This is a genomic window from Neorhizobium vignae, assembly GCF_000732195.1.
Lineage (GTDB): Bacteria > Pseudomonadota > Alphaproteobacteria > Rhizobiales > Rhizobiaceae > Neorhizobium > Neorhizobium vignae.
On sequence record NZ_JNNU01000019.1, the window covers coordinates 1 to 22,122 of the forward strand.

General features: G+C 60.6%; 23 protein-coding genes and 3 pseudogenes. 11 read left to right on the top strand and 15 right to left on the bottom strand.

The window, feature by feature from the left end; all coding sequences use genetic code 11:
- The 3 genes from GQ59_RS25300 to vapB all read right to left on the bottom strand — a co-directional run.
- Positions 1 to 252 (bottom strand): FitA-like ribbon-helix-helix domain-containing protein (locus tag GQ59_RS25300; protein ID WP_037086668.1); only part of this gene is annotated, 252 nt, incomplete at its 3' end.
- Positions 253 to 443: 191 nt separating this feature from the next.
- Positions 444 to 845, bottom strand: coding sequence for a type II toxin-antitoxin system tRNA(fMet)-specific endonuclease VapC (gene vapC, locus GQ59_RS25305; protein ID WP_037086581.1), 402 nt, complete (start codon positions 843 to 845; stop codon positions 444 to 446).
- Entirely contained in the window at positions 845 to 1,075 is a 231-nt protein-coding gene (gene vapB / locus GQ59_RS25310; protein WP_037086583.1) for a type II toxin-antitoxin system VapB family antitoxin, read from the bottom strand. Before vapB ends, vapC begins: the two co-directional genes overlap by 1 nt.
- Before the next feature lie 959 nt (positions 1,076 to 2,034).
- On the opposite strand from vapB, the gene GQ59_RS25315 reads away from it, so the two are divergent.
- Both GQ59_RS25315 and GQ59_RS25320 read left to right on the top strand, forming a co-directional pair.
- On the top strand, positions 2,035 to 2,274 hold the full coding sequence (locus tag GQ59_RS25315) for an antitoxin MazE family protein (RefSeq protein ID WP_037086585.1): 240 nt from the start codon (positions 2,035 to 2,037) through the stop codon (positions 2,272 to 2,274).
- A complete protein-coding gene (locus tag GQ59_RS25320; RefSeq protein WP_037086587.1) occupies positions 2,271 to 2,618 on the top strand; it encodes a type II toxin-antitoxin system PemK/MazF family toxin in 348 nt (115 codons plus the stop codon). Before GQ59_RS25315 ends, GQ59_RS25320 begins: the two co-directional genes overlap by 4 nt.
- A 188-nt stretch (positions 2,619 to 2,806) precedes the next feature.
- On the opposite strand, the pseudogene GQ59_RS25325 reads toward GQ59_RS25320, so the two are convergent.
- Positions 2,807 to 3,613 (bottom strand): annotated as a pseudogene (locus GQ59_RS25325) (aldehyde dehydrogenase family protein); the annotation flags it as partial.
- A 52-nt stretch (positions 3,614 to 3,665) separates the two neighbouring features.
- Positions 3,666 to 4,148: an Lrp/AsnC family transcriptional regulator gene (locus tag GQ59_RS25330; RefSeq protein ID WP_037086588.1), complete on the bottom strand. Its 483-nt coding sequence runs from the start codon at positions 4,146 to 4,148 to the stop codon at positions 3,666 to 3,668.
- A 98-nt stretch (positions 4,149 to 4,246) separates the two neighbouring features.
- On the opposite strand from GQ59_RS25330, the gene GQ59_RS25335 reads away from it, so the two are divergent.
- Positions 4,247 to 5,746 (top strand): aminotransferase class V-fold PLP-dependent enzyme, encoded by a 1,500-nt coding sequence (locus tag GQ59_RS25335; RefSeq protein WP_037086590.1) that lies wholly within the window; start codon positions 4,247 to 4,249, stop codon positions 5,744 to 5,746.
- Positions 5,739 to 6,617 (top strand): MBL fold metallo-hydrolase, encoded by an 879-nt coding sequence (locus tag GQ59_RS25340; protein ID WP_037086592.1) that lies wholly within the window; start codon positions 5,739 to 5,741, stop codon positions 6,615 to 6,617. The genes GQ59_RS25335 and GQ59_RS25340 overlap by 8 nt, the downstream gene beginning before the upstream one ends.
- Positions 6,618 to 7,673: 1,056 nt before the next feature.
- On the opposite strand, the pseudogene GQ59_RS32830 reads toward GQ59_RS25340, so the two are convergent.
- Together GQ59_RS32830 and GQ59_RS32115 are read right to left on the bottom strand one after the other, a co-directional pair.
- Positions 7,674 to 8,288: pseudogene (locus GQ59_RS32830) on the bottom strand (transposase family protein).
- Between the two features lie 97 nt (positions 8,289 to 8,385).
- A pseudogene (locus tag GQ59_RS32115) lies at positions 8,386 to 8,649 on the bottom strand (Imm53 family immunity protein); the annotation flags it as partial.
- Positions 8,650 to 8,995: 346 nt separating this feature from the next.
- Between GQ59_RS32115 and repA the strand changes: the two are divergent.
- The 3 genes from repA to repC all read left to right on the top strand — a co-directional run bounded on the left by repA (position 8,996) and on the right by repC (position 12,623).
- A complete protein-coding gene (gene repA / locus GQ59_RS25350) occupies positions 8,996 to 10,189 on the top strand; it encodes a plasmid partitioning protein RepA (RefSeq protein WP_037086595.1) in 1,194 nt (397 codons plus the stop codon).
- 4 nt (positions 10,190 to 10,193) lie between these two features.
- The gene (gene repB / locus GQ59_RS25355) at positions 10,194 to 11,195 is read left to right on the top strand and encodes a plasmid partitioning protein RepB (protein ID WP_037086597.1); all 1,002 of its coding nucleotides are present in this window, start codon (positions 10,194 to 10,196) and stop codon (positions 11,193 to 11,195) included.
- A gap of 153 nt (positions 11,196 to 11,348) precedes the next feature.
- Positions 11,349 to 12,623 (top strand): plasmid replication protein RepC, encoded by a 1,275-nt coding sequence (repC, locus tag GQ59_RS25360; RefSeq protein ID WP_037086599.1) that lies wholly within the window; start codon positions 11,349 to 11,351, stop codon positions 12,621 to 12,623.
- 139 nt (positions 12,624 to 12,762) lie between these two features.
- Here the strand turns inward: repC and GQ59_RS25365 are convergent, their stop codons facing one another.
- Positions 12,763 to 13,605 (bottom strand): DMT family transporter, encoded by an 843-nt coding sequence (locus tag GQ59_RS25365; RefSeq protein WP_051904207.1) that lies wholly within the window; start codon positions 13,603 to 13,605, stop codon positions 12,763 to 12,765.
- Between the two features lie 286 nt (positions 13,606 to 13,891).
- Positions 13,892 to 14,161 (bottom strand): hypothetical protein, encoded by a 270-nt coding sequence (locus GQ59_RS25370; protein ID WP_037086603.1) that lies wholly within the window; start codon positions 14,159 to 14,161, stop codon positions 13,892 to 13,894.
- 255 nt (positions 14,162 to 14,416) lie between these two features.
- On the opposite strand from GQ59_RS25370, the gene GQ59_RS25375 reads away from it, so the two are divergent.
- Entirely contained in the window at positions 14,417 to 15,301 is an 885-nt protein-coding gene (locus tag GQ59_RS25375; protein WP_037086605.1) for a transporter substrate-binding domain-containing protein, read from the top strand.
- A gap of 37 nt (positions 15,302 to 15,338) precedes the next feature.
- Here GQ59_RS25375 and GQ59_RS25380 read toward each other — a convergent pair whose 3' ends face one another.
- The 3 genes from GQ59_RS25380 to GQ59_RS25390 form a co-directional block, all read right to left on the bottom strand.
- On the bottom strand, positions 15,339 to 16,004 hold the full coding sequence (locus GQ59_RS25380; RefSeq protein ID WP_037086607.1) for a S24 family peptidase: 666 nt from the start codon (positions 16,002 to 16,004) through the stop codon (positions 15,339 to 15,341).
- A gap of 221 nt (positions 16,005 to 16,225) precedes the next feature.
- On the bottom strand, positions 16,226 to 16,873 hold the full coding sequence (locus GQ59_RS25385) for a response regulator (RefSeq protein ID WP_037086609.1): 648 nt from the start codon (positions 16,871 to 16,873) through the stop codon (positions 16,226 to 16,228).
- Positions 16,874 to 16,960: 87 nt separating this feature from the next.
- Positions 16,961 to 17,380, bottom strand: coding sequence for a hypothetical protein (locus GQ59_RS25390; RefSeq protein WP_037086611.1), 420 nt, complete (start codon positions 17,378 to 17,380; stop codon positions 16,961 to 16,963).
- A gap of 82 nt (positions 17,381 to 17,462) precedes the next feature.
- On the opposite strand from GQ59_RS25390, the gene GQ59_RS25395 reads away from it, so the two are divergent.
- Together GQ59_RS25395 and GQ59_RS25400 are read left to right on the top strand one after the other, a co-directional pair.
- Positions 17,463 to 17,813, top strand: a complete 351-nt coding sequence (locus tag GQ59_RS25395) for a DUF952 domain-containing protein (protein ID WP_037086613.1) — start codon at positions 17,463 to 17,465, stop codon at positions 17,811 to 17,813.
- On the top strand, positions 17,810 to 18,901 hold the full coding sequence (locus tag GQ59_RS25400; RefSeq protein WP_037086615.1) for a quinone-dependent dihydroorotate dehydrogenase: 1,092 nt from the start codon (positions 17,810 to 17,812) through the stop codon (positions 18,899 to 18,901). Before GQ59_RS25395 ends, GQ59_RS25400 begins: the two co-directional genes overlap by 4 nt.
- Here the strand turns inward: GQ59_RS25400 and GQ59_RS25405 are convergent.
- Genes GQ59_RS25405 through GQ59_RS25415 form a run of 3 tightly spaced genes read right to left on the bottom strand, consistent with a single transcriptional unit; the run spans position 18,877 to position 20,995 of the window.
- Positions 18,877 to 20,235, bottom strand: a complete 1,359-nt coding sequence (locus tag GQ59_RS25405) for an MATE family efflux transporter (protein ID WP_037086617.1) — start codon at positions 20,233 to 20,235, stop codon at positions 18,877 to 18,879. The genes GQ59_RS25400 and GQ59_RS25405 overlap by 25 nt on opposite strands.
- Before the next feature lie 3 nt (positions 20,236 to 20,238).
- The gene (locus GQ59_RS25410; protein WP_037086619.1) at positions 20,239 to 20,727 is read right to left on the bottom strand and encodes a CAP domain-containing protein; all 489 of its coding nucleotides are present in this window, start codon (positions 20,725 to 20,727) and stop codon (positions 20,239 to 20,241) included.
- Position 20,728: 1 nt separating this feature from the next.
- The gene (locus GQ59_RS25415; protein ID WP_037086621.1) at positions 20,729 to 20,995 is read right to left on the bottom strand and encodes a DUF6460 domain-containing protein; all 267 of its coding nucleotides are present in this window, start codon (positions 20,993 to 20,995) and stop codon (positions 20,729 to 20,731) included.
- 128 nt (positions 20,996 to 21,123) lie between these two features.
- On the opposite strand from GQ59_RS25415, the gene GQ59_RS25420 reads away from it, so the two are divergent.
- The gene (locus GQ59_RS25420) at positions 21,124 to 22,062 is read left to right on the top strand and encodes a class I SAM-dependent DNA methyltransferase (RefSeq protein ID WP_037086623.1); all 939 of its coding nucleotides are present in this window, start codon (positions 21,124 to 21,126) and stop codon (positions 22,060 to 22,062) included.
- Positions 22,063 to 22,122: the final 60 nt, after the last annotated feature.

The following is a 22,122-nucleotide window of genomic DNA, read 5'->3' on the forward strand; positions in this document are numbered from 1 at the left end:
TTCGAAGGTCATCGGTTCAGCAGATGTCCTTTCGCGACTTTTCTGCAGGGCCTCAACGTCGCTGTTGGAAAGCTCGGCGTCTCGGCCAATGGCCGTCAGCAAGGAACCGAGCTTTATACGTTCAGGGGGACGAACAGCGGCTTCAATAATGTCACGGATCTCGGCCTCTGTACTCCGGCCATGATGAGCCGCTCGCACCCGCAGAGCACGATGTGTTTCGTCAGAAAGGTTTCGAATGGTGACTGCCGGCATTGATATCACCTCCATGGAAATGATGGCTTTGATATCAAGATATGAAAAATGATGCCAAACTTCAAGACGGTCATTCACGAGGAACATCCTGTCTCTTTCGATATGCCGCCTTGATGTAATTCGGTCCGACACCCGGTGGTTAAATGCTTACTGCAATCCGCGAGATCCGGCTATGTGATGATTATCAAAAACTAGGTTGTCCAATCTTCCACTCGTAAGCCGGGCACGCGATCAAATTCCCGACGATTACTGGTAACCATAATCAGTCCCCGCGAGCGTGCATGTCCTGCAATCAATTGATCAAATGGAGCAATCGGAGTTCCGCTACGCGCCAATTCAGCTCGCAGTTGACCGCTATGGCTTGCTGCCATTTCGTCGTAGGGCAATACCTCGAGGCGCGCTACGAAGCCCTCCACAACGGAAAGGTTCTTTTCAGGACTGGCTGACTTTTCCGCTCCGTAAATCAATTCCATTAGGCAGACCGAGCTGATGCACAACTGATCATGGGAACGATTGAACGCGTCTCGCACCTGCTGCGGTCGATTTTTGATCGTAAAAATGCAGATATCGGTGTCGAGCATGTACTTCAGCATCAAAATGCCTCACGCTCCTGCAAAGCAGGTTGATCACGCTCGCTCATGAAGTCGGATGTCGCCTCCGCTCCTTCAAACCAGCTGTCCCAGATCTCACCAGCTGGTGCAATGATACGAGTGCGTCCCACCGCAACGATGTCGACACGCTTTACATCATCAGGCAAAGCAACCGCCTTTGGCAAACGGATCGCTTGGCTACGATTGCTCTGGAATACTGCACCCTGCTCCATCTGCACGTCTCCGGGTTGCATTGATTACGACGTAACCTAAATAGCCTTCTTGATGGGATATGTCAATGGGATATACAATTTAGGTCTGCTACACATGCGATCCATGCCGAACCAGTCGCCTTCGCATTGAAGGGATTAGAACCAGCGACCCCGTTGCGAACTGCGCCAGGGCATTAGGAGTTTCCGCAGCCCACATCGAATTGGCCGGCGGCGGGTAACCGATTGTGAACGTAGCCATTCTGCCCTCTCCCTATTTCTTCTATTAGGAAGAAATATTGTGGCGGCCAGATTCTCGAGATTTCCGTATATGTCGAACAACGCGCCACATCGTCATCATCACGTTCCGCGCATGGTGCAACGAAACTTCACTTCTCGGCCTCCTCCCGCTGGTCTTAGGACTGAACATCGACCTGATCTCTCGGCAGATCCAATATGGCGCACCCTCAACACAGTACTGGATTGAGCTATCAACGACGGTGGCGGGAGGTCTTGCCTTCGCGACGGCAATGACACCGATCTTGACACCCTGCATGCTGCTCCTGGGTCACCAAGCATCGCAAAATACTGTCCTCAATTCCGTCAGGCAGGCTGTCAAAGGCAGCAGATGACCCACCCTTGGGAATGAAACGGGACGCGACAGATGCTGACGGTAATGCCGGCCTCCAAGAGTCCGAGTTCCGAACCGGTCGGAAGCCAATAGGGCTTTCCCGAGAAGACATGAGCGACGGCGGCTGGGCCGTTTGCTGGTCTGCCGTGACACCGCAAAGTCTGATCGTCCGTGGCTCTTGTAAGTTCACCGCAGCCTGTCCGGCTGTTTATTTGGGAGACCGCACAGTCCCGATTCTATTGCTAAGCCTAACCAGAAATCCGATGCTTCCGGTGCTCCCCTCCATAGAAAGACTCGCGATCAGCGTCGGTCCATGATAAGTTACATGTAACCCGTCATGATGGAGTCCGCCATGCCCTCTGTTTCCAATCCCAAGCCGTCCCGCGTGAAGGTGAGCGAGCATCGTGCACGTCTGCGTGCGCAAGGCCTGCGCCCAATCCAGATCTGGGTGCCCGACGTTCGTGCACCGTCATTCAAGACGGAAGCGCATCGGCAGTCGCTCGCCGTGGCGACCAGTAATCATGCCCTTAGCGATCAGGCGTTCATCGATGCGGTGTCCGACATCAATTTCGAAATTGGCGACGACGCGTGAGACGCGGTGACATCTGGACTGTTTCCGGTGGCAAGGACTATGCGGGCAAGCCACGCCCCGTTGTCGTCGTGCAGGACGAGGCATTCGACGCCACGGATTCCATCACCATCTGCGCCTTCACCACGGATGAGACCGACGCGCCGCTGTTTCGTCTTCCTGTGGAGCCCAACGAGCGCAATGGCCTGCATTTGCCGTGCCGGTTGATGGTAGACAAGATCACGACTGTTCCAAAATCCAAGGTCGGCATAAGGGTTGGGCGGCTCGACGACGAGGATATCGTGCGGCTCAATCAGGCGGTTCTTGTCTTTCTCGGTCTGGCAGGTTCACCCAAGGCAAAAACGTAGCAGGCGAAGATTTTCGCCGTCCTCCGACGCTTTGCGACACCCTGCGAGTGGCCGTGATTTCCAGCTTTTCCTCGCCTTGTCTCTGGTTCTTACATGGTCCTTCCATCCGGGAAAGGCAGGTCGAAGCTTCGGCCAACAACCTAGGAGACGCCTTGAATTGGCGATTGGCCGTAAACGGCATCCAGAAATTGTCGAGCACGGGCAGCGTTGCACACCTTATCGTATTGGTCTTTTGAAACCAGTGGGCCGAGCTTGACGCCGGGCACTTTGCCCGAACCGATCTTTATCAACTCCGTAGCGATCCGCAGACGTTCGAGAAGTGGGCCGAAGATCCTGCGCTGTACCAAGACACGCGAGGTTGCTGAGCAGACTTCGCCCTTATTCCAAAAGATGCCGAACAGGATCCATTCGACTGCCTTGTCGATGTCGCAGTCGTCGAAGATAACGAACGGCGACTTGCCGCCAAGTTCGAGGGAGACTGTACGAATGCCGGCGCTGGCAGCCTGCATGATCTTGCGACCGGTCGCGACGGAGCCCGTGAACGCCACCTTATCGACCAGAGGATGGTCGGCTAGCGGCTGGCCTGCCTCGAGACCGGTTCCGGTGGCGAGATTGAAGACGCCGCGGGGGATCCCGGCTGCATGGATGACCTCGGCCAGCGCCTCGCAGGAGAGCGAGTAAACCTCGGACGGCTTCAGCACGATGGTGCATCCGGCGGCTCGTGCCGGCGCCACCTTCCAGGCCGCCATCAGCAGCGGGAAGTTCCATGGCGTGATAGCACCGACGACGCCCAGTGGCTCGCGTGAGATCTTGGACAGGAAACGGGGGTCGCCAACATCGATCTGTTCCGGCAGACGCTCGGCGTTCTCTTCGGCAAGATCGGCGTAGTAATCGAAGCAGAAGGCAGCATCGGCTACGTCCCATTCCGCTTCGGAAACGGGCTTGCCATTGTCGCGAACCTTCACCAACGTGAATATAGCCTGATTAACGTCGATGCAGGAAAGGCTTGAGCTGACCGATAGGGGATCGGCCGCCGGCGTCGCGCGTTCACCTCAGCCGGCTCAGGTCCACAGCCCGATTGCGAATGATGGCCTCCATGGCGAAAAATCCGGTCACGGTCGCCAGGTCGAAATTGGTGATGAGCTTTTGATAGAAGGCGTCGTAGCCGGAAATTCCGCGGGTGACGACCTTGATCAGATAATCCCAGTCTCCCCCTATTCGATAAAAATCGATGACTTCCGGCAGCCGGTCGACATGCTTGCGGAAATCCTCTGACCATTCCTTGGAATGGTGCCGGGTCCGGATCATCACGATGACCGTCAGATCAAAGCCCAGCATCTCGAGATCGACCTCGGCGCGTGAAGCGCCCACCACGCCGCTTGACTGGAGCCGCTGGAGCCGGCGCCAGCAGGCATTTTGCGAAAGCCCCACCTGTTCGGCCAGATCACGTTGCGAGAGTGCGGCGTTGCGCTGAAGGCAGGTCAGGATTTTTAGATCTATATGATCAATATTTACAGTTTTATCGATCATGTGACCCGCATTTCCGCTTGATGTCTGAAAAATAGGTGAAGTTTTCAGACCGTGATCGAGATTAGAATCTCTGTCAATTGCTGTCTGGAGAACTGACGATGCGCGAACAGGCCGATCTTAATCCATCAAAGGAACTCGTCACCGTTCTTGGCAAATTCAAAACCAGCCTCGAAGTCGCCGATCCGATCACCACGCTGAAAGACGGATTGATCGGTTCAAAGGCGAAAGTCGACGGGCCGTTCGGATTGAAGGATCTCGTTTATGCCGACTACGTCGCCTCGGGGCGGGCGCTCAGGCAGGTCGAACAGTTTGTTCTCGATGAGGTCCTGCCCTATTACGCCAACAGCCATACGGAGGCTTCCTATTGCGGGGGCATGATGACCCGTCTGCGGCGTGAAGCGCGGTCGGTCATCAAGGAATGCTGCGGAGCAGACAGCCGGCATGCCGCCATTTTTGCGGGATCCGGCGCGACTGCTGGCCTCAATCGGCTCGTCAACCTGCTGGGCGTCACCGATGCGATCGCTTCCGGCCGGCGGGTTTGCGTGATCGTCGGACCCTACGAGCATCACTCGAACATCCTGCCCTGGCGCGAGAGCGGCGCAGAGATCGTCGAGATCCCAGAAGGCAGCCGCGGCGGCCCGGATCTTGTCCTTCTTGGCGAGGCTCTTCAGGGCACCGGGGCCGACCTGACAATCTGCTCGTTTTCGGCCGCGTCGAACATAACCGGCATCTCGACCGACGTCGCCGCCGTCACCACGCTTGCAAAGCAGGCAGGTGCAAAAATCGTCTGGGACTATGCCGGCGCCGGGCCTTACATGCCGATCTCGATGACGCCGGAGCAAGGCGCCGAGATCGACGCGATCGTGGTTTCGCCGCACAAGTTCCTCGGCGGCCCTGGCGCCTCCGGCGTGCTGATCGTGCGGCACGATGCCGTCGTCACCAACAAGCCGTCCTGGCCGGGCGGCGGCACCGTCAAATTCGTGTCGCCTACCTGCCACGATTACAGCGACAGCCTGGAAGCCCGTGAAGAAGCCGGAACGCCCAATGTCGTCGGCGACATTCGTGCGGCACTTGTCTTCCTCGTCAAACATGCGATCGGTCTGGAGGAAATCCGGCGGCTGAACGACCTCTTCACGCAAACGGCGCTCGCCGCCTGGCAGGACGTACCGCAGATCGAGCTTCTGGGCTCCCCCTCGATGGCGCGCCTGCCGATATTCTCGTTTCGCATCAGAGACGGCAAGGGTGGCTACGTTCATCAGCAATTGGTCACCCGCATGCTCAGCGACCGGTTCGGCATTCAGGCCCGCGGGGGCTGCGCCTGCGCAGGCCCGTATGTCCACCGGCTGCTGTCGATCGATCCCGAGACGTCGGAGCGGATCAGGCAGGCGATCCTGAACGGCAACGAGATCGAGAAACCGGGCTTTACGCGGCTCAATCTGAGCGTTCTTCTTTCGGACGAGACCGTCCAGTTCATCCTTCAATCTGTGGCTCAACTGGCGCAGGATGCAGCTTCCTATACCGAGTTCTATACATTCGATCCCGCACGGGCGATCTTTTCTCCGCGTGCACCGAACTTTCGGGAGGCCAGTTATGCATAGACCTGACGTCGCTGCATTCTTCGATCCGCGTACCTTTTCGATCCAGTACGTGGTGAGCGACCCGCAAACCAAGGCGTGCGCCATCATTGATCCGGTCCTCGACTTCGATGAGAAGTCGGGTTCGACGGCGACCCATAACGCGGATGCCCTGCTGGAGCATATCCGCCAGCACGACCTGCGCCTGCAATGGATCCTCGACACTCATCCCCATGCCGACCACTTCTCGGCGGCCGCCTACCTGAAAGGCGTGACCGGCGCGCCGATCGCGATCGGCGCTCACGTGATCGACGTCCAGAAAATCTGGGCGCAGATCTACAACTGGCCGGACCTGCCTGTCGATGGCAGCCAATGGGACCGCCTGTTCGCCGATGGAGAAACGTTCTTCATCGGCGACATCAAGGTCGACGTCATCCATTCGCCCGGCCATACGCTTGCCTCGATCACCTATGTCGCCGGAGACGCCGCATTTGTACATGACACGCTGTTCATGCCGGACAGCGGAACGGCCCGCGCCGATTTCCCTGGCGGCAGCGCAAGCGCTCTGTGGTCGAGCATTCAGGCTATCCTGGCGCTGCCCGGGGATACCCGGGTTTTTGTCGGACACGACTACCAGCCGGGCGGCCGGCAGCCGCAGTGGCAAAGCACCGTGGAGCGTCAGAGAACGGAAAACATCCATCTCAGGCAGTCTCCCGGCAGGGACGAGTTCGTCGCCCTTCGCGAAAAGCGCGATCGCACCCTGCCGATGCCGAAACTGATCCTGCACGCGCTGCAGATCAACATCAATGGCGGCCGGCTCCCGAAGCCGGAAGCCAACGGCATGCGATACCTGAAGCTGCCCATCGGCGCGTTTGAAGGTTGCGCCTGGTCCTGAGCGCCGAACGATCCGCCTGATTGCCAGTAGTGCTGGTCAGCACCGGTTCAGGTCGGAAGACCGCAAGAGTGCGGTTTTGGGCGAGATAAACGGGACAAACCGCACGATGTGTCGACTGAAAAATTAGGGTTTTGGGAGGCTCCGCCGCCTCCGCCGAGGGGAGACCGCAGGCCGTCGATGCGTTTGGATCCGATCTCATCCTGGAAAGGGACTATGCGGATGAAATTTCGATTCGTCGAACTATCGCTTACCCTGATGTCATCACGATTTGTGGCAGCTCAACCTTGATCGTCGCAAGCGAGTTTAACCACGCCTCCCCTGCCCGCCACCGTAAAAAATGAGCCGGAAAATCCTGCGGCATCCAGGAATCCGCACGCGGCGATAGCGGACTTAAAGACTTGGCGACGTTTCCTTCCGGCGCTTCACCCATGCGAGCACCGACGCGGTCGCGTGCCCGTGAAGGCTGCCATCCTTGGAAAGAGAGCCGTCCCTCGACGACCAAAATGGTGTTTTCTGACCTCCGTTTGCAGATCGGGCCCGCTGCTTGAAATCACCCCTTCTCATCTCGTCCATGGCGCCATCGGGAAAGCAGGCCCGGCCCAGCGATAGCCGCTCGATCGCTGTCGGACGCGGACCCTCTCATCGCCAAAACCCTCCCGCTCCAACCGGCAAATGGCCGGCGCCCTTTGGCGATTCGCTCGAAGAGCCCACGGGCCGGTGGAACCGCGTCGGCGCGCCGCTGACGTGTTCGTGGCCTCATGTCGGATCTGCATTTCCTCTAGAGATAACGGCGTGCGGTCTCTACGTCACCCCCACCACCGGCCTGCCACGGGGCATTTTCAGCCCCAGGCCGTTGCGCCCATATCAGCGCTCATCGCCTCCTCCCGGATTATCGACGGGATCTTCCGGTTGCCGAACAGGGTCTTGAGGGGTTCCCTGGATCCGCCTCGTGAAGCCGCGCGCCTTGTGCTGGTCGCACATCCAAAAGCATGGGATAATTTCTCAGTTGTCCGCGGACTACCAGTGGCAAGGATGGCGCCCTTCGAGCCCCTGACCTCAAGTGCCCGTCCGCAGTCGCATTGAGACGAATTGGATCATCGCCAGGACGTTCTCGGCAAGCTTGTGGGAGCAAGTGGCGACACGGCGCAAGTGCTTCAATTGGAGAAGACGCGCTCGATTCGGTTGCGCCCGCGGCTTAGCCCCGTGCTGCAGCGGAATTTCCAGCACCGACGGGTCTCGGGCGGATATTGACCAAAGCGCCTTCGTTGCACAGAGACGTCCCGATACGTTTCGCCGAATAGGCTTATCGGTCGAACGACCGCATGGTTGCGAGCCCGTCCCGGGACCGACCCAGGCAATGATCCCGATCCCCTTTGCCCGGGCAGCCTGCTGGTGAGCGCGGATGGAAGACCTGTCGGCTACCTGGATGCGGTCGTCAGAGTTTGCGGATGACGCCGACCATCATTCCTGTCCCAGACACCCGCCCGCCTTCCCTCATCTGCAAAGCAGTTATAGCAAATGGTGAGTGGCCCAAGAACACTTGCCCACGCCACGCCGTGCCGGATCGCGCAAGCACCGAGAGGTGCCGCTCAACACGTAACGATCAGGCGACGAGCGCCGTTGGGCTTGTTCGGCTGAAGCAGCGGTCGCTTGCCACTCGAGGTCGGCCAGATCTTATCGCCTCATTCGGTGCACAGGTCAGAATTTGCCCTGACGTCAAAATGCCTGCAGGCATCCTAGCGGACACCCGTTGCCCAGCCTCGAACGCCTCAAGAAGCGACCGGAGGTGAAGGGGGCCACCAGCGCCGCCAAACACGTTGCCCTTCGTCCAGTACGTCCACCAGTGCAGCTCAGACTCTAAATTGTGGCTGATCCGATCGAGCGTCCGGCCATCGCAGTCCGTGCCGGCGAGTTCGATCTTTAGAAGCCAGCCGGGATTATCAAGAGTGTCGATCGAAGCACCGAAGCCGTGTTCCCAATCTCGATCGCATCCCACTTCGTACCAGCGCGCAAACCAGTCCAAAACGTCCATTGAGCCAGGTTATCCGACAGCCACCCGATTGGATAGAACTGACCGCGCCACCCGATACCATCCCACGTTTATCAGTCTACGACCGGCTCTAAATGGCCCTCTTCCCGATCGGGTCGTGACGGGAGTAGTCCGCGGACTACTCCCGTCACGACCCAAAACTCACCTGCATATCACCATCAGAAGAGGACCCCGGAGGACATGTCGGCGGGTGAAATCCGCGTGCAAACCAAGCGAGAATGAGGGTTTGGTTAAGCGTTTGTAAATCGGTAACGAATCGGAGCATAATGTAACTGCGCAGTTAAAGCGCTTTATGTGAAAATTGCGCAGTTAAACGGGAAATCACCACATGCAGCCGAGTCTCGTTCTCCAGGACGATCAAGAGCATCTTCCTTCCCTTCTGGCAACAGACGCGCAGGAGCTGTCCTATCAGCTCCAGCAGCATCAGGCCAAAATCTTTCCACCGCTCTCTCAAAAGACGATGCGGCTCTTTTCCCCTGCCGAGGCTGCGGGCTTCATTGGTATCGGCGAGGGTTATCTCAGGCAGGTCGCAGCCGAGGGGCACGGCCCGGATCCGCTTGCAAATGGCCGGCGCCTTTATGGTGCGGAAGATATGGACCGCATCCGCCGGGTTCTCGACGAACGCAACGGAACTCCGAAATACGTCCCGGCCCGCAAGGGCTCCGACAAGCTTCAGATCGTATCGGTCATGAACTTCAAGGGCGGCTCGGGCAAGACGACAACCGCCGCGCATCTGGCGCAATATCTTGCCCTGAGAGGCTACCGCGTCCTGGCTGTCGATCTCGACCCCCAGGCTTCCCTTTCCGCCCTGTTCGGCCACCAGCCGGAACTGGACGTGGGAGAGGCTGAGACGCTCTACGGCGCGATCCGCTATGAAGATCCGCGGCCGATCGCCGATATCGTGCGCGCGACCTACACTCCCCATCTCCACCTGATTCCCGGCAATCTCGAACTCATGGAATTCGAGCACGAGACGCCGAAGGCGATGGCATCCGGAACCGCGGAGACAATGTTCTTCGCGCGGATAGGCGAGGCGTTGACCGAGATCGAAAGCCTCTACGATGTCGTGGTCGTCGATTGCCCGCCGCAACTCGGATTTCTGACGATGTCGGCACTCTGCGCGGCCACGTCGGTCTTGATCACCGTACATCCGCAAATGCTCGACGTCATGTCGATGTCGCAGTTCCTCACCATGACGAGCGAGCTCATGTCCGTGGTCGAAAGGGCAGGGGGCCGGACGAGTTACGACTGGATGCGCTACCTCGTCACCAGATTTGAACCCAATGACGGCCCGCAAAGCCAGATGACGGGCTTCATGCGCGCGATCTTCGGCAACCGCATGCTTCAGAACGCGATGCTGAAATCGACGGCGATCGCCGATGCCGGCGTGACGAAGCAAACGCTCTATGAAGTCGAAAGGTCGCTGTTTGTCCGCGGCACCTACGATCGGGCCTGGGAGTCGCTCAATCTCGTCAATGCCGAGATCGAGGCCCATATCCGATCCACGTGGGGAAGGAAGTAATTAGATGGCACGAAAGAACCTCATCGAGATATCCTCGTCCACCTCGGCCCGCCCGGAACCGGTCGCGCCGAGAGACAATCGCCCCATCGCCGGCTTTGTGCCACAGTCCCGCAATCCGGCCCCTGTGGGCGGGATCACCAAGACGCTCGGCAACATCACCGAAAAGGTCGAACGGGCGAACGATCTTGAACGGCAGCTCGCCCAAGGCCAGATCGTCGTCGAGATCGATCCTGGCCTCATCGACGCGTCCTTCGTCGAAGACCGACTGGAGATCGATGCCGCTCAACTGGGCGAACTGGTGGAGCAGATCCGCGAACACGGCCAGCAGGTGCCTATTCTGGTGAGGCCGCACCCGCAGACGAAAGGCCGCTATCAGGTCGCCTACGGCCATCGCCGGCTCGCTGCGGTCAAGAGGCTTGGCATTCGTGTCCGGGCAGTTGTCCGCGAACTCACCGATGACCAGCTGGTGGTCAGCCAAGGGCAGGAAAACAGCGCCCGCACCAACCTGTCCTATATCGAGCGGGCGCTTTTTGCTTTGCGGCTCGAGCAACGGGGTTTTACCCGCGATATCATCATGGCAGCGCTGGGCGTGGACAAGGCAGCGCTCTCCAAGATGCTGATCGTGACGCGGCAGGTGCCGATCACCTTGATCACCGCCATTGGCGCGGCACCGGAAATCGGCCGCAGACGCTGGCTGGAATTGGGGGAACGCCTTGAGAATGCAGAACCTGATCTGGTTCTGGCGGAGTTGTCCGCGGACAACTCCCGGCCGCTATCAAGCGACGAGCGGTTTCATCGGGCACTGGCGCTGGCGTCGAGAAGACCGGTCGTTACCAAGGCTCCTGCCGCCAATTCGCAAATTTCCGGCGTACCGGTCCAATTCAAGAAGAACGCATCGAGCGCGACCTTTGTTTTCGACAACAGGGCCGCGCCTGGGTTCGATCAGTTCGTGCAGGAGAGGCTCGAAGGCCTCTTTGCAGAATTCCAACAGAACAAAGGAGCGTAAACCGCAAAAGAAAAAGGCCCCCAAGCGACATGGTCGTGGAAGCCCTTCTCAGATCTTAGCAAATCCAGAATCGCATTTCCTCGAATCACTGTCAAGAGTTTAGGCGCCGTTTGGGCGTGCGGATTTCTTTTGCCTTAGCGAAAGTGAAGGCAGATGGAGAGTAGGTATGTGACGACGCCCTTTGGGCGGCGGGCGATGTCGCTTGGAATGTTGGTAAATCAGCAACTCGCCGAGACGATTGAACCCGGAATTACCCGAAACAAATGGAAACTGTTCAGGGCCGTCTGTGAGGCACGGCCGTCGCTGGGCGTGACCGATCGCGCCCTGACGGTGCTTGACGCGCTCTTGACCTTCTACCCGGATGACGAAATTTCCGAGGCGAGGGGTCTCGTCGTCTTCCCGTCGAACGCCCAGCTCTCCCTGCGCGCCCGTGGCATGACGGCTGCGACCCTCAGACGACATCTCGCCGTTCTCATCGATGCCGGTCTGATCCTGCGCAAGGATAGCCCAAACGGGAAACGTTACGCCCGTCGCAGCAGGGCTGGAGAGATCAACGAGGCGTTCGGCTTCAGCCTCGCCCCGCTTCTGGCGCGAGCTGCCGAGATCGAAAGCGTGGCCGCTCAGGTGGTTGCCGATCGCGAACTGCTGCGGATTACCCGCGACAGGCTCACCGTCTGCAGGCGTGACGTCGCCAAGCTGATTGCCGCAGCCTTCGACGAAGGCGTTTCCGGGGATTGGGGGTCGATCCTCGACATGTTCCGAACGCTGGTGGGGCGGATTCCGCGTGTCGCCACCCTCAAAACCATCTCTCCCCTTCTCGAGGAAATGGAAATGCTGCGCTCGGAAATTATCAACCTGTTGGAAATCCGAGTAAAAACGCAAAAAATCGACGCCAGAGAGTCTCAGATTGAGCGCCACAAACAGAATTCTAATCTTAAATACGATTTTGAATCTGAACCTCGCCTTGAGAACATGCGTGTCGCACCCTTGCCGGACGATCTCCAACCGCGGAGTGAATCCGCCGGAGGCAGACAGAGCGAGGAAAGAGCGCCCCACAAGGGCGGCCTGGCGCCAAGATCGTTGCAGTCCTTCCCGCTCGGGCTCGTGCTCCAGGCCTGCCCCCAGATCGCAGACTACGGGCCAGGCGGGAGGATCGACAACTGGCGCGATCTGGTGGCCGCGGCAGTGGTTGTCCGCACCATGCTGGGGGTCAGTTCATCAGCCTATGAGCAAGCATGCATGACGATGGGAAGAGAAAATGCAGCGACCGTCATTGCCTGCATTCTCGAGAGGGGAGGGCACATCAATTCGGCCGGCGGTTATCTGCGCGATCTTACCCGCCGTACCGAAAGAGGTGAGTTCGCTGTCGGTCCGATGCTGATGGCCCTTGCGCGGACAGGAGTTCCCGGTCGTCGCCTCGCGGGCTGAGCGTGAGGCAAACACGTGGCACCACTGCGATGCTGGATCGGCTCGTTTTTCATGTCGACAGGGTGTGCGGTTATCTGCGCGATAGGCGGATGAAACCGCTCCCAATCCTTGGGTCTCTGGCGGCTTTCCGTGAAGGCCATCAGGACGGAGTGGCTTGTATCCGGTTGGCATTGGGTCGGCGCAGGTTGAAGAGATTGCCGGCGAGGATCAATCCTGCGCCAATCGCTGTAAGGCTGTCGACAGCCTCGGCATACAGGAGGTAACCAAGGAGGGCGGACAACGGCACGCGCAGATAGTCCATCGGCATCACCACCGTTGCGTCGGCATGGAACAATGCTTTCGCCATGCAGTAATGAGCGAATGTACCTGTAAACGCGATCAGGAAGATCCACGGCCATGTTGCTGCGGACGGCCAGACCCAAACGTTCAGTGCCGGTACTATTCCGATGATCGATTGAATGACAAGCATCCAGAAGATGATCTTCGTTGCGCTGTCGGAACGGGTCAGGGCCTTTGTGGTGATGAAGGATATGGCGAACACAAAGGCAGCTCCGAGCACGATGAGATGGCCCGGGTTGAGCGCCGACGCGCCCGGGCGTACGATCAGCGCCACGCCGGCCAGACCAAACAGGATCGCCACGCTTTTACGCCATGTCAGCCGTTCCCCGAGAAACGCCGCGGCCATCAGAGCGGCCCAGATGGGGGCGGTGAACTCAATCGCGATGACTTGCGCCAGGGGGATCAGTGTGAGGCCCATCAGCCAGGCGAACTGGCCGACATAGTGCGCAACGTTGCGGCCTATATGGCTCGGCAGAATGCGCGATCGCATTGCCTTGATGCCGCCTTCGCGATGGACAAGCGGCAGCAGCATGAAGAAGGCGATGACCGAGCGCATTTCCATCACCTGAAAGACGTCGATCTCGCGGGTTACTGCACGGCCCGAGACGGCCATGAGCAGGAGCAAGGCGATGGATGTCATCATCCATGCCGCCGCCCTGATAGTTGACTGCTTATTTTCCACGTATGTCTTTCTTACCGCCGCGCAGCACGAGGGTGACAACTGGGCTCAGCCATGCACCGGGCGGCTTCTTCTGGGCGGGTAGATACGACGGAAGGTCCGTCATTGTGAATAGTCCACTTCGAAGTATCCGCACTTCACTGCGAACCCTGGATCAATAGCTTGGCTGGTTGTTTGCTGCTACCAAGAGGTGCGAAGCGTGCAGGCCCGATCTGCGCGCGGAAGGCAACGCCGCGGTCTCGAGCCTCCATCACATCAACCTGCCCCAGGCAGTGTCCCATTGAACTCCTTCCGAAAGCTCGACGAAGATCGGCAGCTTGTCCGGTCCGCGGTTCCTGTTCTCGGCCATCCGGAAGGCGGCTTCCGGTTCCATTTCCTCTCCTGGAAAAATAGCATCGTCTTCGGAGGGTTCGGCAATCTTGCGGATAAAGCCGCGGATCTCGTCGCCGGAATGATAGAACTTGATGACAAGGGCGCCGGGCTCGGGCGTCCCGCCGTGATAACGGTAGTAGGTGGGCATGGTTCCTCCATTGCCAGAGCCTTCTACCTGACGCCCGGGGAGCAGAAATGTTCCGGCATGCCACGCACGGCTGAGGGATCAGCTTCTTTTGACCGTCGTCTGCCGGTGTCGCCCGACGGGTTTGCGGACGACATCGAATTGTTACGCGCATCATCTTGCACTGGCAGCGCTGCTGGCGGATATTCCCTCAAGCGCATGTCTCTGCTACACCGCCCGCAAGCGAGCGCCCCAACTGTCCCGATCTGGATCATAGAGATGCACCCCATGACTGCATCCCCGAAAATCAAGGGGTTCTTCAGTCTTCTGCGGCTTTGCCTTCTAACCGGTGGAATTGTGGCCGCCGCTGTCCCCGCTCGGGCTGCCGAAGGCAGCAGTCCGCTGCCCCTGATGTTCGATGCCAAGGAGCGGCTCGCCCGCCCCGATCTTTCCACCGTGATCCGGGTCCGCATCCTGACGAGCGTCGATTTTCCGCCGTTCAATTTCGCCGACCAGACAGGCAGGCTTGCCGGCTTCAATGTCGATCTTGCCCGCGAAATCTGCGCCGAGCTGAAGATCGAGGCGAAGTGCCAGATCCAGGCGCTGCCTTTCGACGAGCTGGAAAAGGCCCTGGAGGGCGGCGCCGGCGAAGCGGTGTTGGCCGGCATGGCCGTGACGCCGGAGCGGCGGCAGCGGTTTGCCTTCTCGCGGCCTTATCTCGGCGTGCCGGCGCGTTTCGCCCGCAACCTGAAGGCCCGGATCGACGGGAATACGGCGGCAGCGCTTTCCGGCAGGCCCGTCGGCGTCGTCAGGGGGAACGCCCATGAGCTGATGCTGAAGGCGTTCTTTCCGAAGATCGCCGCCGTACCGTTCGACAGTTACGAGACGATGCTGGAGGCCCTGAAGGCGGGCAAGGTGGATGCCGCCTTTTCCGATGGCCTGAGACTGCCCTTCTGGGTGGCGGGCGAAGGTTCGGCAAAATGCTGCGCCCTCTTCGACGGCCCCTATCTGTCGGAGAAATTTCTCGGCGAAGGCCTGTCGATCATGCTCCGCAAGAACGATCCGCTCCTGACAGCCGCCTTCGACCAGGCGCTCAGCGTTCTGTCGCGCAACGGCCGGCTGCAGGATATCTACCTGCGCTATTTCCCGAACGGGCTTTATTGATGGCTGGGTAGGAGCAGTTTCCTACTTACTTACTGGCTTATTGGCTCGCCCAGATGATGCGGGCTATCCATTCCACGTCGGAAAGGTCGAAGGTGCGGTTCGGATGTTCCGGATTGAGGGAGAGCAGCTCCACAGTCCGGGCGCTCTGGCGGGCGAGCACTTTTGCCATCACCTCGCCCTCCTTGGTCTTGAGGACCACGCGGTCGCCGCGGCGCACCTGCGCGCCGGGCTCGACGATCAGCACGTCGCCGTCGCGATAGAGCGGCATCATCGATTCGCCCTGGACTTCCAGCGCATAGACGCCCACCTTGCGGGAGGGATCGACTGGAAATTCCACCACGTCCCAGCCCTGGCCGGCCGGAAACCCGCCATCGTCGAAAAAGCCGCCGGCGCCGGCCTGGGCAAACCCGAGCAGCGGGATGGAGCCGTTCTGCGGCGGGAAATTGCCTTCCGGGATCGAGGAGCGGCCGGGAACGGCGGGCAGGTAGCTCATGAACTGGTCGATTGTGGCGCCCGTCGCCTCGAGCACCTTGGCGATCGATTCCGTCGACGGCCAGCGCAGCCGTCCGTCCGGACCGAGCCGTTTCGACTTGTTGAACGAGGTGGGATCGAGGCCGGCGCGTCGCGCCAGCCCGGAAGGCGTCAGCTGGTGGCGTTGGGCGAGCGTATCGATCGCGCTCCAGATCGTCTCATGTGACAGCATCGTCGTCCGTACCCGTGACCGGTGCGCGAGACAAAGCCGGACAATCCAGCGCTCTGCGAACCTCTCGATCAGAACCCTACCGATCAGACTTTTGTCGACCGGACTCTTGAACGCCTCGTTCCAGCGGGCTGCCGGCTCGCGCGCACCCCGAATTTTAACGGAACCTCAGCCTCGCGTAAAGGGATGAGAGGAATAAAATCCTGTTCCAGCCATGGCTCGTGTCAGGCCACGAGCGCCATATTGATCTTGCCGAGCTTGATCACCGCCTGGGTGCGGCTGTCGACATTGAGCTTGAGGAGGATTGCCGAGACATGCGCCTTGATGGTCGCCTCGGAGACGCCGAGTTCATAGGCGATCTGCTTGTTGAGCAGTCCTTCGCCGAGCATGGAGAGCACCCGGTTCTGCTGCGGCGTCAGCGTCTTCAGCCGTTCGATGATCTCGGTAAGGCCCGCATCTTCTTCCGGTCCGGCGAGATAGTCCTTCGGCGCCCATATGTCGCCCTCCAGCACCGTCTGGATGCCGGTGCGGATATCGTCGAGCCCGGAGGATTTCGAGATGAAGCCGGAGGCGCCGAGTTCAAGCGCCCTGCGGATGGTGGCGCAATCGTCGCTGGCCGAGACGATGACGATCGGCAGGCCGGAAAATTCGGCGCGCAGCGACATCAGTCCGGAAAAGCCGCTGACACCCGGCATGGCGAGGTCGAGCAGCATCAGGTCGGCATCGGGATTGTTTTCGGCCGCCCGCCGCGCCGCCTCGAAATCGCCGGCCTCGATGATCACGAGTTCTTCGGCGATGCCCCGCACCGAATGGCTGAGCGCGCCGCGAAACAGCGGGTGGTCGTCTGCTATGATGATCGTGAGTGTCTGCATCTCCACGCCCCCTCCCAAGAGCATAGTCGTGCCAATGAATCTTAGAAAGTTGTAAACCTCTCGCAGACCCGAAACAAGTGCGGGAAATCACGTACGATTGGGTTGTGGTTTATCGGCTTCCCGCTCATTCGCGAACTCGCCGACGATCGCCATGAAGCGCCGCATGAACTTCTCCATGATCGACAACGAGCGGTCGACTTCCGCATCGCTCGGAAGCGCCTTCGACAAGGCGTCCGGCGGAATGTTGCTGAGCCGCTCCTCGAGCGCGGTGACGCGTTTGGCCAGCCGGTCGAGCTCCTGTTCGTAGGCTGCCCTCTCGTCGGGCTGCATGCGGCAGGCGAGCGTGCCGTTCTCGTCGCGGCAGAGCGTCATTGCGCCGGTTTCGGTATCGAGCCGGACGATGCCGGTCTCTGTACGCTGAAGCTGGAAACGGTTCGTCTGCGCTTGTTGCGCCGAGGCGGAAAGCGGCAAGAGCAGTATGCAAGTCATCAATGCGAGCGTTTTCATGTTGTGGTCCTCCTGTTGTAACGGTGGACAAGCGCCGGGCTTTGCGGCAAACGGTCGGAGAATAGCAGGTCCCCGAGAGTTCATGATGACGGATATAGTGTACAAGATCGTGCCGGAAACGCTTTGGCGCCAGGCAAAGCAAAAAGGTGTCTTCGAGGGCGCCGAAATCGACCTCAGGGACGGCTACATCCATTTCTCGACCGGTACGCAGGCGAAGGAGACCGCAAGGCTGCACTTTGCCGGCGTCGCCGGCCTGATGCTGGTCGCGGTCAATGCGCCTGGTCTCGGCGAGGCGCTGAAATACGAAGCCTCGCGGGGCGGCGATCTTTTCCCGCATCTTTACGGCACCCTGCCTGTTTCGGCCGTCCTTTGGGAAATGCCGCTGCTGATCGGCGTCGACGGCCTCCATGCCTTTCCGGAGAAAATGCCATGATCGGCCCCTTTGCCGGGCTTGCCTCGCGCAGCCTTTTCGTTTTCGATCCGGAAACTGCGCACGGCCTGTCGATCGCCGCCCTCAAAACCGGCCTCGTGCCCGCCTGCCGCCTGGCCCTCGATCCGCGGCTTGCCCAGACCGTCGCCGGGATTCGCTTTGCAAATCCGATCGGGCTTGCGGCCGGTTATGACAAGAATGCCGAGGTGCCGGATGCGATGCTGAAGCTCGGCTTCGGCTTTACCGAGATCGGCACCGTGACGCCAAAACCGCAGGCCGGCAACGACAAGCCGCGCATCTTCCGCCTGGTGGAGGACCGCGGCGTCATCAATCGGCTCGGCTTCAACAACGAGGGCCATGAGGCGGCGTTCACGCGCCTGACCGCGCGGCGCAACGCGCCAGGCATCGTCGGCGTCAATATCGGCGCCAACAAGGATGCGGCCGACCGGGTCGCCGACTACGTCGCCGGAATCCGAAGATTCTATGCGCTCGCCACATATTTCACCGTCAACATCTCCTCGCCCAATACGCCCGGCCTGCGGGACCTGCAGGCGCGCGACAGCCTGAAGGCGCTGCTTGACGCCGTGCTGGCCACCCGCGCCGAAGAGGCGCTGCGCCATGGCCGGACCGTTCCGGTCTTCCTGAAGATCGCCCCCGATCTGACCGAGGAGGGCCTGGACGATATCGCGGCCGAGGCCACATCCCATCCGCTCGACGGGCTGATCGTCTCCAACACGACGCTCGCCCGAGATGGACTGAAGGACCAGGCCCAGGCGAAGGAGGCGGGCGGCCTTTCCGGCGCCCCGCTCTTCCAGCGCTCGACGGCAGTCCTTGCAAAAGTGCGCAAACGCATCGGCCCGGACCTTGCCCTCATCGGCGTCGGCGGCGTTTCAAGTGCGGCAGATGCGCTCGAGAAGATCCGCGCCGGCGCCGATCTCGTGCAGCTCTATTCCTGCATGGTCTACGAAGGGCCCGGCCTGCCGGCAACGATCGTCAAGGGGCTCTCGGGCCTTCTCGACCGCGAGAAGGTCACTTCGATCCGAAAACTGCGGGATACCCGCCTCGATCAATGGGCAGGGATAAAACTCTGACGCGCCTTGCGCGGCAGCATGGCCGCCAGGAAGAAGCCGCGCATCAAGAGGAACAGGTTGAGCGACAGCCAGAGCCCGTGATTGCCCATCGTCGGCACGAGCACGGCGAGGCTGACGCAATAGCCCGCAAATGAGACCAGCATCATGTTGCGCATCTCGCGCGACCAGGTGGCGCCGATGAACACGCCGTCCATCTGGAAGGCGAGCACACCGGACAAGCCGGTCACTGCCGCCCAGCCGAGATAGACATAGGCCTCCCGTCGCACGTCTTCCGAAGTGGTCAGAAGTTCGATGATCGGCTGGCCGAAGACCAAGAAGAACAGCCCGACCACGCCTGCCATCAGGAAGGACCAGAGGCCGGTCAGCTTCAGCGCCCGGTCGAAGGACGGTCGGTACTTTGCGCCCACCGCCCGGCCGGCGAGCTGTTCGGCGGCACCCGCGAGCCCGTCGAGGAAGAAGGCCGACAGCATGAAGATGTTCATCAGCACCGCATTCGCGGCCAGCGTCACCGCCCCGAAGCTCGACCCGACGCGGGTCAGCACCGCAAACGCGCCGTTCAATATCAGCGAGCGGATCAGGATGTCGGCATTGAGCTGGAAGAGCTGACGCAGCTTGGTGGCGTCGAAAATGTCCGCGCGCGTCGGCCGATGGGAGGCGGAAAACTGCCGGCTGAGGATGACGAGGCCGATCACCACGGCGGTGACTTCCGCCGCCGCGGTCGCCCAGGCGACGCCCGCCACGCCCCAGCCGAACACCAGGCCGAACAGGATGGCGAGCACGATATTGGTACCGTTGAGGATGATCTGCAGCGCGAGCCCGAGCATGCCCTGACCCTGCCCGAGCACGAAGCCGAGAATGGCGAAATTGGCGAAGGTTGCCGGGCTTGTCAGCACCCGGATGCCGAAATAGTGCCGCGTCACGTCGGCCACGGCCGGATCGCTGGTCATCAGGTCCGGCGCATATCGAAGGATCAGCGGCGAGAAGGCCAGCATGATCACCCCGAGGCCGAGCGCGCTCAGAAAAGCCCGCCAGAACACCGCCTGCTGTTCTCGGCGGTCGCCTCGGCCGAAGGCCTGCGCCACCAGCCCGGTGGTCGAGGTGCGGAAAAAGCTGAGGCTGCCATAGATGAGGTCGAAGAGGATGGCGCCGATCGCCAGACCTGCCAACGCTTCCGCCTGACCGAGTTGCCCGACCACCGCGGTATCGGTAAGCCCGAGCAGCGGCGTCGTCAGAAACCCGAGCGTCATAGGGATGGCGATGCCGAGCACCAGCCGGTGCGTCACGTCGAACGGCCTGGCAGCTCCGGTCTCGTGGTTACGCCCCCCGTTCTCCATGGGTCAGCCGGAAAGGACCATGGCCCAATAGGGCCGGGCGCCAACGGAGGTCCGCGCCATGGCAACTCCGAGCCCCCGGTAGGAGCCGAGCATGTTTTCGAGATGTTTCGGCGAATCGATCCAGGCCTGAACGGCGGCTGCGACCGTATCCTGCCCGCTGGCGATGTTTTCGGCTGCCGGCAGGGCCACGTCACTGCTCTTCATCCGGGCGCCGAAACTGTCGCCGAAACCGATCAGGTGCTTCATCTCGTTGGCTTTCGCCATGCGAACCGCCTGCCGGGCGGCGGCCTTGCGCGCCGGCATGTCGAGCGTCAGCGCAGACAGGCCGCGGCTTTGACGCAGCTTGTTGACCATTGGAAGGGCTGCCTGGGTCTCGTCCTCGGCGCCGGCAGTCGGCGTCAGGACGGCCGTGGTGGAGCAGCCGGCAAGCACCAGCGCCATGCCGGAAAAGACGAGAAGGTCCCGCCGCGAGGGTTTGATCAGCGAAGTCATGTCAGCGGCGGTAGCTCATCAGGCGCAGGATGACGAAGATCGGAATGACGATGATCGCGCCGAGCACGAGATAATTGCCGACCCGGCCGAGTGCCCTGAAGCCGTTATACCAGAGGTCCAGGAACCAGTAGCGGATCGTGTCGACGATATTGTCCGGCGTGAAGCCGAAGAATGCCAGCACGAAACCCACCAGCAGGCACACCACGATCAGCTTGACGATCGTGCGGCCCAGCGTATCGCCCAGGAACTTGTTGACCCCGTCCGCCATCCTTGTCCTTCTCCGAATTTCCCATGAGAGATAGTCGGCAGCCGTTGCCACCGCAAGCGTTTCCCCTCAGATAGAACTTGAGTTTTTTTGTGGCTTCGGCAAAGAACCTCCACCTTCGAGGATCATCCATGCCGCCCAGCCCGTTTTCCAGCCAATTCTCCTCGGGCGATGCCACCGCCGATCGCCGCGCCGATTACGCCCGCATGCTGGCGGAGGGCGGAGATTTTGCGGCCGCGGCGGAGCTGATCGAACAGGCGCTCGAACTGACGCCCGACTGGGCCGCCGGCTGGTTCCGGCTCGGCGAATATCGCGACAAGACCGGTCTCGGCACGGCCGCGGACGCCTACCGCAAGACCTTGGCCCTGCGGCCGGACGACGTTTTCGGCGCCCGCCTGAAGCTCGCCTTGATTGGCGCCGAGCAGACGCCAGACCGGCCGCCGAGCCGTTATGTCGAAGGCCTGTTCGACGATTATGCCGACCGGTTCGACACAGCTTTGGTCGAAAAGCTCGGCTATTCCGTGCCCGGCAAGCTGGCGGGGCTGGTCACGCCGCACGGACCTTTCCGCATTACGGTCGATCTGGGTTGCGGCACCGGCCTGTTCGGTGCCGAAATCCGTGGCAGGACCGAGCGCCTCGAAGGTTTCGATCTTTCGCTCAACATGCTGGCCAAGGCGCAGGCCAAGGGCCTCTACGACCATCTCGGCCAGTCCGACCTCAGTCTCGCATCGAATGAATCCGGCCTGTTCGGCGATCTCCCCGCCCAACGCGCCGATCTCGTCTCGGCGGCCGATGTGCTGATGTATCTGGGCTCGCTCGAAACCGTCTTCCCGCTGGTCCTGGAGCTGCTGTCGCCGGCTGGCCTCTTCGCGTTCTCGGTCGAGGATGCGGGCGAGAGGGAGGGCTTCGTGCTGCGGGATTCCCTGCGTTACGCCCATTCAGAGGCCTATATCCGCACACTGCTTTCACGCTTCGACCTCGATCTCCTCAAGGTCGAAAACACCGTCATTCGCATGGATGCCGGAAAACCCGTCCACGGCATTCTGTTTCTGTCGCGAAAGCCGGACTGAACCTGCCGTTTCTTGCTTTTTTCCCTGCCCGCCGATGACCGCTTGAAGACCCTTGCCGCT